Source organism: Sinorhizobium prairiense, assembly GCF_029201645.2.
Lineage (GTDB): Bacteria > Pseudomonadota > Alphaproteobacteria > Rhizobiales > Rhizobiaceae > Sinorhizobium > Sinorhizobium meliloti_A.
The window spans coordinates 938117-952001 of the sequence record NZ_CP104133.1 but is presented as its reverse complement, the minus strand read 5'-3'; the positions used below and the strand labels follow the sequence as shown (position 1 = coordinate 952001).

The window sequence follows — 13885 nt, the reverse complement described above, 5'->3', positions numbered from 1 at the left end:
CCACATCGAACTGCCGCGGGATCGGCTTCAGCCTGCCATGGGAGTGCCCGTGCAGATTGATCGACTTCTTTCCCATCTGGTTCCATGTCCGGAACGGATAATGGCAAAGGACGAGCAGCCGCCCATCGACCATCAGCTCCGCGTAATGCTGCACGCTGTGCCAGCCGCTCGCCCCGGTCGTGTCGATCGGGTCGTTGTTGCCTACGATGAGGTGCTTGCGGCCGTTCAGATGGGACAGCAGATCTTCGGCAAGCCCGGTTCTCTTTGCCGCGAAGTCGCCAAGGTGCCAGACGTCGTCCTGCGGCGAGACGGTTTCGTTCCAATTGGCGATCAGGGCGGCATCATGTTCGGCCATATTGGAAAACGGGCGGCGGTCGATGCGAAGCACACGCGGATCGTCGTAATGCGTGTCGCCCGTGAAATAGATCATCTCGCCAATCGCTGTCCCTGCCCGGCCGCCGCGGTCGCGCCGCATGCGAACAATCTTCGGAACATTCATCCGATTGCCGGGTTCTGGCAACCCCTGCCGCCTCGCGCGACTGACCTGCCCCGCTCCGGCGCGAGATGCCGCGGCTGATGCAAATCGAGAGGGTGTGCTCATGCCATCGCCCCACCGAACGCCTAAGGCGGCACCCATCCCGCCTGCCGGCTCAGCGCTGATCCTGCTGAAGATCAACGGCGTCGACCATTCCCTGTCGATCGACCCACGCACCTCTCTGCTGGACGTTCTGCGCGAGCATTTGAGCGTTACCGGCCCCAAGAAGGGATGCAACCAGGGCGCCTGCGGCGCCTGCACGGTTTTGGTGGACGGTCAGCGCGTCCTGTCCTGCCTGTCGCTGGCGCTTCAGCTTGAAGGCCGGGAGATCACCACGATCGAAGGCATTGCCAATGGCGAGCTTCACCCGCTTCAGGCCGCATTCATAGAGCATGACGGTTTCCAATGCGGTTATTGCACCCCGGGCAGATCTGTTCGGCGATCGGAATGTTCCAAGAATTTCAAAGCGGCTTGCCGAGCGCCGTGACCGGGGACATGGCCGCGGCTACGATCGAATTCTCGGACGCCGAGATCAAGGAACGCATGAGCGGAAACCTCTGTCGTTGCGGGGCTTATGTCGGCATCTGCGAGGCGATCCACGGCGCATTTGACCGCGAGGTGGCGAAATGAAGAGCTTCGCCTATGCGAGAGCGACTGATCTGGAAACCGCCGTGCAGCTCCTCTCCAAGACCCCGAATGCGAAGTTGCTCGGCGGCGGCACCAACCTTGTGGACCTGATGCGCGAGAACATCGAACAGCCGGACGCGCTGGTGGATGTGACCGGGCTGCCTCTGGACCGGATCGAGGAGCGGCCGGATGGCAGCCTTGCTATCGGTGCGACGGTGCGGAACACGGCGGTCGCCGGTCATCCGGTCGTGCGGGACCGCTATCCGTTTCTGGCCCAGGCGATCGTGTTCGGAGCATCGGGCCAGATCCGCAACATGGCGACCGTTGCGGGCAACCTCATGCAGCGAACGCGTTGCCTCTATTTCTACGACCACGCGGCGCGCTGCAACAAGCGTGCACCGGGAGCGGGATGCGATGCGATCGGGGGCTTCAATCGGATGCACGCGATCCTCGGAGCCTCGGACAGCTGCATCGCCACGCATCCGTCCGATATGTGCGTCGCCCTGGCGGCTCTCGATGCGAAGGTGAACGTCGTCGGGCCCAGCGGCGCGCGCACGATTGCCTTCGAGGACTTCCACCGTTTGCCGGAGCATACCCCCCATATCGAGACCGACCTGCAGCCCGGCGAACTTATCACCGGCATCGAGATCCCGCCGCTCGGCTTCGCCAGGCGCTCGCTCTACCGGAAGGTCCGGGACCGCGCGAGCTATGCTTTTGCCCTGGTCAGCGTGGCCGCAGCTCTGGAGATCGACAGCGGCAAGGTCAGGAACGTCCGCCTGGCGCTCGGGGGCGTGGCGCACAAGCCGTGGCGGGCTACCGAAGCCGAGCGCGTCCTGGCGGGAGCGAACGCTGGTGCCGAGAGCTTCAGACAGGCGGCGGAAGCCGAACTCGCGCCGGCAAGAGGCCTCGCCCATAACGCCTTCAAGGTCGAATTGGCGAAGCGCACGATCGTCGGCGTGTTGGGCGAATTGGCCGGAGGGTAAGATGAGCGTCCTGCAGAAGCTTATGGAAACCGTCGTCCAGTTCATGCCCGACAAGGCGCCGGACCCGCTCATCCACAAACACGGTTACCTCGGCACGCCCGTCAGCCGCGTTGACGGGCAACGGAAGGTGAAGGGTGAAGCGCGCTTCGCCGCGGAATTCGAGATCGAAAATCTGGCTTATGCCGTTCCGGTCTGCAGCACGATCGCCAAGGGGCGGATTGTCGGAATCGACGCCTCCGATGCCGAGAGGAGTCCAGGCGTCATAACGATCGTCACCGCCGAAAACGCCCCGAAGATGAAACGACCGCCACTCATGGACGTAAGGCACATGGACAAGGGGTTCGCGGCCAGTGATCTCGCTGTTCTGCAGGACGACGAGATCAGTTGGAATGGGCAGCCCGTCGCGGTTGTCGTTGCCGAAACGCTCGAACAGGCGGAGCATGCGGCTTCGCTCGTGCGCGTCGACTATGATGAGAAAGCAGCGCGGGTTTCGTTCGCGGACCTCAAGGCGGAAGCGACCGTGCCGTCCGCCGTCCTGGGCGAAGATCCCGAACTCGAGATCGGCGACCCTGAGAAGGCTTTCGCGGCGGCGGCATTCAAGGTCGACAATCTCTACCGGACACCGCACTACAACCACAACGCCATAGAGCCGCATGCGACGATCGCCGCCTGGGACGAAGACGGCCGGTTGACGGTTTTCGATTCGACCCAATTCGTAAACGGCTGCAAGCACGCACTCGCCGGCATGTTTGGCCTCAAGGGGGACGACGTGCGCGTCATCGCGCCATTCGTCGGCGGGGGCTTCGGCGGCAAGGCCGCCTTGTGGAATCACACCGCGCTCTGTGCGGCGGCGGCCAAAGTCGCCAATCGCCCCGTCAAAATGGCGCTCGCTCGCGAAGACGTTTTCCGCCTCATCGGCGGCCGCACGCCTTCGGAACAGCGCGTCGCGCTCGGCGCCGATGAGGATGGAAAATTCGCGGCGATCATTCACACCGGGGTGACGGCGACGACGACCCACGCCAAGTATCCCGAACAATTTTCATTGACTCCGCGGCATCTCTACGCCTCGCAGACAATGTCCGTCGGTCAGAAGGTCGTCGATCTCGATACCGTCGCCAACACATGGATGCGCGCGCCGGGGGAATCGATCGGCACTTTCGCTCTGGAATCGGCCATAGACGAACTCGCCTACGCGATGAAGATCGATCCGGTCGAACTTCGCCGCTTGAACGAGCCCGAAAAGGATCCCACGAAAGGCACGGAATTTTCGAGCCGTCATCTCGTCGAGGCCTATCGGCGCGGCGCGGAAAGGTTCGGCTGGAGCCGGCGGCCGGCCGAGCCGTGTTCGCAGCGCGATGGAAATTGGCTGATCGGACAAGGCGTGGCGACGGCCTATTACCCGGTCTTCCGCTTTCCCGCCGCAGTTCGCCTTCGCATTTCCGCCGATGGCAGCGCACTCGTGCAAGCGGCGGCGAACGAAATGGGCATGGGAACCGCGACGGTGCAGATTCAGCACGCAGCCGACCGTCTCGGCCTGCCGCTGGAGATGGTTTCATTCCGCTATGGAGACTCCGCCCTGCCGGACTCGCCGATCATCGCCGGCGGCTCGAGCCAGACCGGCAGCATCGCCGCGGCGGTGCAGGTGGCCGTCGAAAAGATCCATCGCGAACTCATCAAGCTCGCCGGTAACGGCTCGCCGTTGGCAGGTGCAAACGTAGAGATAGAGGCACGCGACGGCGGGCTTTTCCTGTCCGGCGAGGGAAGCAAGGGCGAGACCTATGCCTCGATCCTGAAGCGCGCCGGCCGTGATTTCATTGAAGTGCAAGAGACGTCGGGAATGCCGTTCGAGGTGATGAAGTACTCCATGGCCTCCTACGGCGCGCAATTCTGCGAAGCTCGCGTCAACCGGGAAACTGGCGAAGTGCGGATCTCGCGCTGGCTCGGCTCCTTCGATTGCGGCCGGATCCTCAATCCGAAAACGGCCGTCAGCCAGCTTCGCGGCGGGATCGTCATGGGGATCGGCATGGCTCTCGCGGAGGAAACCTTGCTCGACACGCGCCGCGGGCGGATCATGAATCCGTCACTCGCCGAATATCATGTTCCGGTGCATCTCGACGTGCCGCATATCGAGGTCATCTACAACGACATTCCCGACGAACATACGCCGCTTGGCGCACACGGGGTCGGCGAAATCGGCATAACGGGCGCAGCTGCGGCAATTGCGAATGCCATCTTTCACGCGACGGGAAAACGCATTCGCGATCTGCCGATAACGCTCGACAAGCTGCTATGAGAGCGCTTTCGGAACGACGCACTTTTCCTCGGAAGAGCCTTAGCCCCGTCCATCCCGGATCATCGAAAAATAGTCGTCGAACCCGACCTGGCCGCCCTTCAGAGCGACCTCCATGCCGTCCACCCTCGGATCGGCGCTATGCGCGGTGCAGAGAGGCGATCCCGGCGACTGCGGAAGCGGCAGCCGCAATGTAAGCGCGTTGACAGAAAGCTGGCCAAGGGCGTGGCTCGACGTATCGCCCCCGGCGATCACAGCGCGGCGGAGCCCGGCCCGCGTCACCAGTTCTCTCAGCAGCGATCCGAGCCGTTCGCCGATCCGGTGACGCGAGCCATCCTCCAGAGGAATGGCTTCGCCCCGATCGGCAGAGGGGCCGAGTGCGGTATAGAGAATGATACTCCGGCCCTTCTCCAGACAGGCAAGCCCCCGCGCAACGGCATCCTCGAATGCCGAGCCGGCATCCGTCGCCGCGAGTGCGACTGCATCGAGCCCTATCCCCTCGAAACCGTTCTCCATCGCATGACGGATTTGCCGCTCCGTGGTCGGAGAGACGCTGCCCGAAACCACCGCGATCCGGTCGACCGGTCCGGGCGGCGCGAATGCCGGCGCTTCGCCGAGCAGGCCAAGGCGACGCCATTCGCGAACGAGCGCATATTCGATGCCGGACGAGCCGCAGACGAATTGCCCTTCCGCCGCTCGCGTCCGCCAGAGCTGGCGCCCGACGACGGCCTGGCTCCCCTCATCCGCGACATCGAGAAGGACGAGTTGGTGATCCGCGAAAGCCCTGTCGGCGAACGCGTCCACGTCCGGCGATGCGAGTTGCACGAGGTCCACAAGAGCCGCGCTGAGCGATGTCTGACGCGAAAGGTGAAGGCGGATATCCGCCTCGTTCATCGGGGTTACCGGATGCCTGCTCATCACCGGATGGCGGTCTATGCGGTAGGTTTCGCCGCGAAAGGCGGCGAACAGATTGCCGAAGGCGGTGTAACGGCGGATCTGCGGTGCGCCGATGACCAGCGGTACCGGCGCTGCGCCGAAGACATCCCGCCCGATCTCGATCGCCTTGCCTATGTTGCCGACATTGGGGCTCGAATCGAAGGTCGAGCAAACCTTGTAATGGGCGATCTCCGCCTTCAGCGCCTTCAGCCACAGAAAGGCCGGAGCAAGGTTTTCCGCCATCCAGCCCGGCGTCTGGCTGCGGCTGGTGCCCGCGAGCCCAAAGGCCCGGCAATGGCCGAAGCGCTCGAAGAGCGAAGGCTCAGGCACCTTGAGAAACAACGCGGTTTCGACCCCGTGCGAGGAGAGTGCCTCCATCACGTCGGTCGAGCCGGTCAGATCGTCGCCGTAGTAGCTGAGCAAGGGAATGTGCATTGGGGTCTCCGGTCGCGCGGAAGTCAGGCGCCCTTGCCGTCGGCGAATTTCTCGAGCGATTGCGCCAATTCGGGGTGATCCCTGGCATAATCTGCCAACGGGATCCCGGCGACTGCCGCCTCCCAGGCCTGGCATACGGCCCTGACGCCGGCGCCGGGTCCGCCCGGATGGCTGACTATGCCGCCGCCGCAGAGATAGAGCAGATCGGTCGTACGCCCGGTCCGTGCATAGGTCTCGGGCGCCTGTCCGCCCCATTGACCCGACGCTACGACCGGCAGCGGACAATCCTCCTTGGAAAAGAGCGGCGTGCTCACGGCCTCGAAGGACCTCACGAAGCTCTCGTCAGGTTCCCAGTATTTGATGCGGATGCCGTTGATCTGGAACTGGTCCACCCCGAGGAGGCGCCAGAATTGCTGCCAGACCGAAAACTCCATTCCCAGGCCGACATGACGCGTGAGAATGTCCCAGCCGTTGCGATGGGCGTGGAGAACGAGGCCGGAGCGCTTGCGCAGGAAAGCGACGCCGCCCATTCCGACGGAATTGATGTTGACGACCGCCGCATTGCCGCCGGCCGCGACCACCAGATCGTGGTTTCGCATCATCTCATCCGGATCGGTATGGGATATGCCGAAGGCATACATCACCTTCTTGCCGGTCTTCTGCTCGTGGTCGAGGATTCGCGGCATGATGGCTGCAATGCGCGCGCTCAGCGGCGAATAGGCCGGGCTCATCAGCTTCTCGTCATCCTTGATGAAATCCACCCCGGAGGAAAGCAGGTCGCCGACGAGCATCGCCGTTTCCTCGGCCGCAAACCCAGCGCCGGCTTGACGATCGTCCCGATGATCGGACGGCCTTCGACACCGGTCAGGCGCCGGCTGCCGGCAACACCGAACTGCGGCCCCGGATGCGCCGCCGCGAACTCCGGCGGCAGCTTCATATCCACGATGCGGATGCCGGTCATTCCCTTGATGGAATAGACGCCGCCGATCGCAATGGTCATCAAGGCGGAAAGATCCGTTCCCACCGCATCGAGCGGGAAGGCAATCTCCGCATCGGCCCGGTTGAAGCGCGTGGCACCTCCCGCCTCGTCCGGCCATGAGGCTCGATCGGCGGGTTCGAGGTGGCGGATAGCCACTACGCGCGCGGCCGCCCGCGCCTTCAGCTCTTCGCTTTCGCCCGGCACCGGCACGAACGTTCCGGTCGACTGGTCGCTTGCGATCTTTCTCGCCAGGACTTCGACATCCCCGGGGTCTCGATGCGGTAGGTGATGCGTATCACGGCAGCGCTCTTTGCATTGGATTCAGTAGCTTCTCTCGCGCAACTGGTATAATGAGTATCTGAGTTAGGCAAGAGAAATCTCGCCTGCCGGAAGAAACCTGCCTATAGAGAATGATCCGCAAGCTGCTGGAGTTCACATGGTCATGCAATCCGAGCCCATCATCCGCAGGAAACTTTCCGACGAGGTGTTTGCCCGGCTGAAGGCGTTGATCGAAACCGGCGAGCTGCAACCGGGAGACGAAATGCCCTCCGAGCGGATGCTGATGGAGCGCTTCCAGGTGGGACGCCCGGCCATTCGCGAGGCTCTGCAGGCGCTTGCCAATATGGGGCTGATCGAGATTTCGCATGGCGAGCGGGCCAAGGTGCTGCAGCCGACGGCGCGGTCGCTGCTTCGGCAGGTGGATGCCGCGGCCAAGATCATGCTTGCGGCCTCCTCGGATTCGCTGGAACACCTGAAGAGCGCGCGCATCTTCTTCGAACGCGGCATGGCGCGGGAGGCGGCAAGCAGGGCCGAAGCCGGCGATATCGCGGCGCTGGAGGAGACCTTGAAGCGGCAGCAGGCGGCACTCGAAGATCCCGATGCCTTCATTGCCGCGGACATGGCGTTCCACACCCGCATTGCCCAGATTTCCGGCAATCCGATATATACCGCCGTCAGCGAGGCGATGCTCGGCTGGCTCAAAGAGTATCATACGGAAATGCTGATCTGGACCGGCCGGGAGAACGTGACCCTCACGGAACACGAGGAAATCATCGATTGTATCCGCCGCGGAAATCCGGACGAAGCCGAGCAGGCGATGATCAGACACCTCGAGCGCTCCCGCACGCTCTATGCCCCGAAGGGCAGGTAGGACCGAAAGCTTCTCGCCCGGCTGCAGAACCGCTGATCAGGCGGTTCGCGTGCGACCGAAAGCGCGCAACAGCAAATTCACCGAAACCGCGATCTTGTCGATATCCGGAACGTCCCGGGAGTAGCGCCCGGTGTAGAGCTTGATGATCATCTTGTCCCGCTCGAATCCACGCAGGTCGTAGTGAAGATGAAGGTAGTAACGCTGCTTGTCGCCGGTGCGGGTGATGTCCCCGCGCCGCTGCGTTACCTGCTTCAGATCCGCTTCGAGCGGCGCGAAGCCTTCGATGTTCAACCTGACCTTGGTCGATTTGAACCGCGTTTCCGTCGAAACCGCCACCACCGCCTTGTCGAGCGATAGGCTCACGAGGCGTCCTTCGACGCCATCCACATCCACCGGCTCGTCGAGCTTGAACGCCTGCAGCAGGCGCCGCGGCTTCTCGAAGCAGATAAGCGAGGCGATGATCAGCACCACGATGTTGATGCCCGACCAAAGCGCAGCAATCGCCGAGAACGAACCCTCTACCCGCGCCGTCTCCGGAACGATGTTGATCAGGAGGCCCAGCGCGGTAACCACGATGAACGCGGCGATCCAGGTGAAAGTATAGGCGTCGAAAACGTTCTCCTCGTTGCTGCTGCCCTTCGGCGTCACCTTGAATGGCTTGCCGAAGGGCCTGACCAGGCTCGAAAGGACGGTCGGCAGCATGCGGAAGGTCGAGAAGGTGCCGACGGCGGTGGAAACCACCGGAAGGTAGCGCGTCGGCGTGAGCCAGAACATCAGCAGGAAATAGGCCGCGAGCAGGGGCACCTGGTTCGAGACATAGTCGGCGACATCCGTGAAATAGAGCGGCAGGGCGCCGAACCACAGATAGATTATGGGAATGAGAAGCACGATGAAGCGGACCAGATATTGCACCAGCCACGACATGGGCAGGAACATGACGCGCTGAAAGAGCGAGAGACCCGGCCCGCGCAAGGGGCCGTTGTGCAGGTAGAGCGTCTGGATACCGCCTTGGCACCAGCGCTCGCGCTGGACGAAATAGCCGGTGAGATTCTCGGCCGCCAGACCCATCGAAAGGCGCTCGTTGAGATAGCGCGTCTTGAAACCCCTGTTGAGCATCGACAACGTCGTTAGCAGGTCCTCGGTGATCGACTCGGTCGGAAATCCGCCGATGGCGTCTACGGCCTTGCGCCTTGCGATCGAACAGGAGCCGCAGCAGAAGCTGACGTCCCAGCCGTCGCGGCTGGGGGCGATCTCGTCGAAAAACAAGCGTTGCTCATCGGGCCATAGGTTCTCCAGTCCGAGATTGGACTGGATCGGATCGACGTTGAAGAAGTGCTGCGGCGTCTGCACGATGCCGATCGTGTCGTCCATGAAGAAAGGCAAGGTGCGCCGGAGGAAACTGCGATAGGGCACGAAATCGGCATCGAAGACGGCGATGAAATCGCCTGAGCTGACGCGCAATCCGTTGTTCATGTTGCCGGCCTTGGCATGCGCGTTGTCGCTGCGCGTGACATGGATCGCCCCGCGCCCCTCGCAGAACGTCCTGAGCCAGTCGCGCCGGCCGTCATCGAGCACATAAACCTTCAGCTTGTCCTTGGGATGATCGAGCGCAAGCGCCCCGACGATCGTCCGTTCCAGTACGTCGAGCGGCTCATTATAGGTTGGTATGAAGACGTCGACCGTGGGAAGTTCCCGTTCATCCCGCTCAAAAAACTGCCGCTCCAGCCGATCCCCCTCGGCACTGCGGTCGACGTAGCGGCTCATCAGGATGAGGAAGAGCACCACCTCCGCAAAGGCGAGGAACTCGACGATGAAGACGAACCAGACCCAATAGAAATTGGCACCGTCGTTCGGATAGGGCAGAACGGTTTCGGTGAACCGCCAGATCAGGTAACGCAGCGCGAAGGCAGCGACGACCGCGCAGGTGACCGCGCGCGACCAGCTCCTGTGGCGCGGCCAGTTGAAAGGCCCGAGGAGAAAAAAGGCGATGACGAGTAAGGTCGGCGCCAGCGCTAGAAGAGACTGAACCACAAGCTTTGAACCCACTGGGCCAGGTGAAGGCTGCGCTTGGAGAAACGGACCTGGGCCGTTCGCCCGACCTGACAGAAATTCGCGAAATCGGTGTTGAGTGCCGACGGAGCGAGCGTGACGCGGATGCGGGCATTTCGCTCCTCTGTCTCCGGCTCGTTGGCGGCCAGCGTGTCCTTTTCCGCGACCGCGGACGATCCCTTGACTGCCTGCACGCGGCCTTGGAAGACATCTCCGCGACCGAAGAGCCGGACCTCCGCCTCGCGGCCGGGATAGATCTCGTCATAATCGACTTCAGGAACCAGAATGTCGACGAACAGCTCGCGGCAGTCGAGGATGCGCATCATCTCGTTGTTCAGAACGACATTGGAACCGCTGACCACGTTGCGGCTCCACACGACGCCATCGAAGGGCGACGGAATCGTCGCGGCTTCGAGACTGAGAACCCGCCTCTCCTCCTCGGCTATCTGCTGGTCCGTCTGTTTTGCCCGTGCCTCGTTCTCCGCGATCCGCGTATTGAGATCGTGGATGCGGACGATCACCTCGTCCTGGCGCTGCCTGGAATAAGGCACGTCGTTCTGGCCGTCGCCGACGATGAATATGCCCTGACGCACGGCTTTGAGGCGTTGCTGCAGCAATTCCACGGTCAAATTGCTGATCTCGAGTTCGCCGCCGGCGGCCGCACCGGCGGCTTCCGCCGCCTCCACCATCTTGCGGGTGAATATCCCCTTGGCCTCGAGGTCCTGCCGCCGGACGAGGTCGACCCTCGCCACGACGTCCTGCGCGCGCGACACTTCGACCCTCTTCTGCAGGATCTGAACCTCGCGCTCCAGGCTGGCGATGGTCGCGTTCCTGAAGATGTCGAGCCGCCCGGCAAGATCATCCCGCAATCGCGCGAGTTCATCCCGCTCCCGCCGCAGCGCCGCAACGCGCTCGACGGCGGTTCGATGATCGGTGCGCAGCGACGCCAGGATCGCTCTGTTGACACGCTGGTTACGGATCGTCGCGAGCGTTTCACCCTCTGCCACCGGCGTTCCGATCCGAGGCGCCGGTTTCTCGATCTCGCCGTCGATCGGCGCATTTATCACGGCAAGGCGTGCGTTTACCGTCCCATCCAGGCTGCTGTAGCCAGTCAACCCGGGCAGCAGGACGGCAATTGCAAGCGCCAGGAGGAGGATGCCGACGGTAATACGTGTGAGCCGATGATTGAGGATCATGTCAAATTACTCACTGGGGTCAGCCGGTTCGGCTGATACGCTGCTGCAACTCTTCTCGCGACGCCGCGCCCGAACTCAAGTCCGCCTCGCCGCATCCCGTCACGATTGAATGGTATTCTTTGCTGAGCAACCCTCAAATTTGCATGTTTCCGTGGTGAACTGCGCAAAACTTCGGCGAGTGACGGAGAGTGCCCGCATTACTCTAAGGTTTAAGGATAGCGCGCCGACGTTTTTTTGCGATAGGTCGGAACGCCGCCGGGCTTCCCCTAACAAGGGACGGGTCGCCCGGATCGCCTTCTTTCACGAACGACGGAGACAGAAATGGGACAAGCCGTACGAATCCCCACGAACGAGCGTCAAAGGTTGCTCGCAGTCCGTTCGCTCAATTCAATCGGCAGCGCTCCCACGCCCGAACTCGCAACCCTGGCCGAGCTTGCCAAGGGCATCTTCGACGTTTCCTACGCCGCCATAAACATCATCGACGAAGACTGGCAGCGGATCGCCGGTCAGGCGGGCTTGAGGATCGGCGAATGCTCGCGCGAGATGTCCATATGCACGCGGGTCGTCTTCGCGGACGAACTCCTCATTATCCCGGATCTGGCGGAAGACCGTGAACTGAAAACGAGACCGTATGTGGTCGGAAGCCCGCACTTCCGGTTTTACGCCGGCGCGCCCGTCTATCTCGAGAACCTGCCCGTCGGCAGCTTCTGCATCCTCGATGGCCGGCCCAGGGATCTTTCCGACGAGCAGGCGCAGAACCTGCGCCGATTTGCGGCGGTCGCCAGTGCGCTTTTGAGCCTGCAGAAGGCGAATCTCGTCATGGGCCTCGCCCATAACCAATTACAGAATGCGGCCATCACCGATCCGTTGACGGGCCTGTTCAACCGCTCGGCCCTCTCGTCTATCGTCGACGGGGCTCTCCACCACGCGATTGCGGCGGGTCAGACCTTCGGGGCTCTTTATCTCGACATGGATGGATTCAAGGCGATCAACGACGAGCTTGGCCATCACGCCGGCGACGAGGTTCTGTACGAGGCCGCCAACCGGATTCGCTCGGTCATCAGAGCAGGCGACATCGCGATCCGCATGGGCGGCGACGAATTCGCCGTTTTCATTCCAAATCCGCCCAATGCGCCGGCGCTCGCAGCGGTTTCGCAGCGGCTGGTCGCAGCCTTTCGCGAACCCTTCCAGGTAGACGGCAAGGCGGTCCTCGCACGCATCAGCATCGGCGGCGCCCTCGCCCCGTCGAACGGGCAGCAACGAGCGGAGCTGCTGAACAGCTGCGACAGGGCTCTCTACGCGGCAAAGCGTGACGGTCGCGACCGTTTCGTCGTCCTCGACGCCTGACGGAAAGGCAACGACAATGAGAGCTGCATGGTACGAGAAGAATGGCGCCGCCCGCGATGTCCTGGAGGTTGGCAGCCTTCCCGAGCCTATCCCCGGCCCCGGAGAGGTCCGCGTCCGCATACATGCGTCCGGCGTCAATCCGTCCGACGTGAAGGCCAGGGCGGGACGGCCCCTCATTGCCGGGAGAATGATCCCGCACAGTGATGGCGCGGGCTTTATCGACGCCGTGGGAACGGGCGTCGCAGGCGAGCGCATCGGCGAGCGGGTATGGACCTGGAATGCCGCCTGGCGGCGTTCGAACGGTACGGCTGCCGAATATGTGGTCCTTCCGCAGGATCAGGCGGTTCACCTGCCCGATAACGTATCTTTCGAGGAGGGCGCCTGCCTCGGCATTCCAGCGCTGACGGCACTTCGCGCGGTGACCACGGACGGAGCCGTATTTGGAAAAACCGTGCTGGTCACCGGCGGTGCGGGCGCAGTCGGCGCTTACGCCGTTCAGTTCGCCAGGCTTTATGGCGCGGCGCGCATCGTCACGACCGTCAGTTCGTCGGGAAAGGCCGAAATCTGCACGCGGCTGGGAGCCGACCACACGATCAACTATAAAACGGAAGATGTCGTCGACCGGATAGGGGGCATCACCAACGGGCGCGGCGTCGACCGAGTCATAGAGGTGGACGCCGCCACGAATGTCGAGATGCTGCCAGGCATCATAGCGCGGGACGGGCTTTGCGTAATATACGGCTCCAGCAAGCCGGAAATCTCATTCGAGTTCTTTCCGATGATCCTCGCCGGCGCTGCGGCGCGGTTCTTCATCGTCTATGAGATGTCGCCGGAAGTGCGCGAGCAGACCGTCGGCGCGCTGCAAGGGCAGCTGGCATCCGGGCTTCTCAGACATCATATCGCCGAAACATTCGCGCTGGACGACATCGCCGCAGCCCACGAGGCGGTCGAGAGCGGGAAACCGGTCGGCAACGTCGTCGTTTCTCTCGCTCGGTAGGCCGCGGCAAGGCCCGATGAAAACCGCGGCCCCGGAGGCCGGGTGGTGCGTCCGTATCGGGGCCGACGTTCGAACCGTTCGGCTCACACGTACAATCGTGGAAGTGTTCTAAAAGCCTCTCGCCTGCAATTCCTGAAAATGTGGCGCATTGAGTTCGCGGCCCGGCAATCGAGCACGGGCGCGACATGGCTTCGTCGGTGGCGATGCAAGCCTGACGCTGCAAGCCGCTGAAGTCCTTCGGTTTTTCTTTTCAGGAAGCGAGCGCCGACTCGGCGCGGAAAAAATCCACGTCGATCGCGCAGAACGAAGTTGACAGAGGGCGAATCTATGTCCAACATATATATACGCTGTCTTCTATTAG

General features: G+C 62.7%; 8 protein-coding genes and 2 pseudogenes. 6 read left to right on the top strand and 4 right to left on the bottom strand.

Annotated elements, in window-relative coordinates:
• Positions 1-599 precede the first annotated feature (599 nt).
• The 3 genes and pseudogenes from N0Q91_RS27745 to N0Q91_RS27735 all read left to right on the top strand — a co-directional run bounded on the left by N0Q91_RS27745 (position 600) and on the right by N0Q91_RS27735 (position 4438).
• Positions 600-1165: pseudogene (locus tag N0Q91_RS27745) on the top strand ((2Fe-2S)-binding protein).
• The gene (locus N0Q91_RS27740; protein WP_275598763.1) at positions 1162-2145 is read left to right on the top strand and encodes an FAD binding domain-containing protein; all 984 of its coding nucleotides are present in this window, start codon (positions 1162-1164) and stop codon (positions 2143-2145) included. Before N0Q91_RS27745 ends, N0Q91_RS27740 begins: the two are co-directional and overlap by 4 nt.
• A 1-nt stretch (position 2146) precedes the next feature.
• Entirely contained in the window at positions 2147-4438 is a 2292-nt protein-coding gene (locus tag N0Q91_RS27735; protein WP_275598762.1) for a xanthine dehydrogenase family protein molybdopterin-binding subunit, read from the top strand.
• Positions 4439-4477: 39 nt separating this feature from the next.
• Here the strand turns inward: N0Q91_RS27735 and N0Q91_RS27730 are convergent, their stop codons facing one another.
• Positions 4478-5806 (bottom strand): four-carbon acid sugar kinase family protein, encoded by a 1329-nt coding sequence (locus N0Q91_RS27730; RefSeq protein WP_275598761.1) that lies wholly within the window; start codon positions 5804-5806, stop codon positions 4478-4480.
• Between the two features lie 23 nt (positions 5807-5829).
• Positions 5830-7084 (bottom strand): annotated as a pseudogene (gene oiaX / locus N0Q91_RS27725) (3-oxo-isoapionate-4-phosphate decarboxylase OiaX).
• Between the two features lie 137 nt (positions 7085-7221).
• On the opposite strand from oiaX, the gene N0Q91_RS27720 reads away from it, so the two are divergent.
• A complete protein-coding gene (locus N0Q91_RS27720; protein WP_275598760.1) occupies positions 7222-7935 on the top strand; it encodes a transcriptional regulator NanR in 714 nt (237 codons plus the stop codon).
• 36 nt (positions 7936-7971) lie between these two features.
• Here the strand turns inward: N0Q91_RS27720 and N0Q91_RS27715 are convergent, their stop codons facing one another.
• Together N0Q91_RS27715 and N0Q91_RS27710 are read right to left on the bottom strand one after the other, a co-directional pair.
• On the bottom strand, positions 7972-9966 hold the full coding sequence (locus N0Q91_RS27715; protein WP_275598759.1) for a glycosyltransferase: 1995 nt from the start codon (positions 9964-9966) through the stop codon (positions 7972-7974).
• Entirely contained in the window at positions 9948-11180 is a 1233-nt protein-coding gene (locus tag N0Q91_RS27710; RefSeq protein ID WP_275598758.1) for an HlyD family secretion protein, read from the bottom strand. Before N0Q91_RS27710 ends, N0Q91_RS27715 begins: the two co-directional genes overlap by 19 nt.
• 321 nt (positions 11181-11501) lie before the next feature.
• Here N0Q91_RS27710 and N0Q91_RS27705 point away from each other — a divergent pair, with 321 nt between their 5' ends.
• Both N0Q91_RS27705 and N0Q91_RS27700 read left to right on the top strand, forming a co-directional pair.
• The gene (locus tag N0Q91_RS27705) at positions 11502-12527 is read left to right on the top strand and encodes a sensor domain-containing diguanylate cyclase (RefSeq protein WP_275598757.1); all 1026 of its coding nucleotides are present in this window, start codon (positions 11502-11504) and stop codon (positions 12525-12527) included.
• A 16-nt stretch (positions 12528-12543) separates the two neighbouring features.
• Complete coding sequence (locus tag N0Q91_RS27700; RefSeq protein WP_275598756.1) at positions 12544-13524, top strand: NADPH:quinone reductase; 981 nt, start codon at positions 12544-12546, stop codon at positions 13522-13524.
• Positions 13525-13885: the final 361 nt, after the last annotated feature.

Bases quoted from the DNA above. Each gene is read 5' to 3' on its own strand.
- N0Q91_RS27720 (WP_275598760.1), top strand. From the start codon at position 7,222: ATGGTCATGCAATCCGAGCCCATCATCCGCAGGAAACTTTCCGACGAG.
- N0Q91_RS27705 (WP_275598757.1), top strand. From the start codon at position 11,502: ATGGGACAAGCCGTACGAATCCCCACGAACGAGCGTCAAAGGTTGCTC.
- N0Q91_RS27710 (WP_275598758.1), bottom strand. From the start codon at position 11,180: ATGATCCTCAATCATCGGCTCACACGTATTACCGTCGGCATCCTCCTC.
- N0Q91_RS27740 (WP_275598763.1), top strand. From the start codon at position 1,162: ATGAAGAGCTTCGCCTATGCGAGAGCGACTGATCTGGAAACCGCCGTG.
- N0Q91_RS27700 (WP_275598756.1), top strand. From the start codon at position 12,544: ATGAGAGCTGCATGGTACGAGAAGAATGGCGCCGCCCGCGATGTCCTG.
- N0Q91_RS27735 (WP_275598762.1), top strand. From the start codon at position 2,147: ATGAGCGTCCTGCAGAAGCTTATGGAAACCGTCGTCCAGTTCATGCCC.
- N0Q91_RS27730 (WP_275598761.1), bottom strand. From the start codon at position 5,806: ATGCACATTCCCTTGCTCAGCTACTACGGCGACGATCTGACCGGCTCG.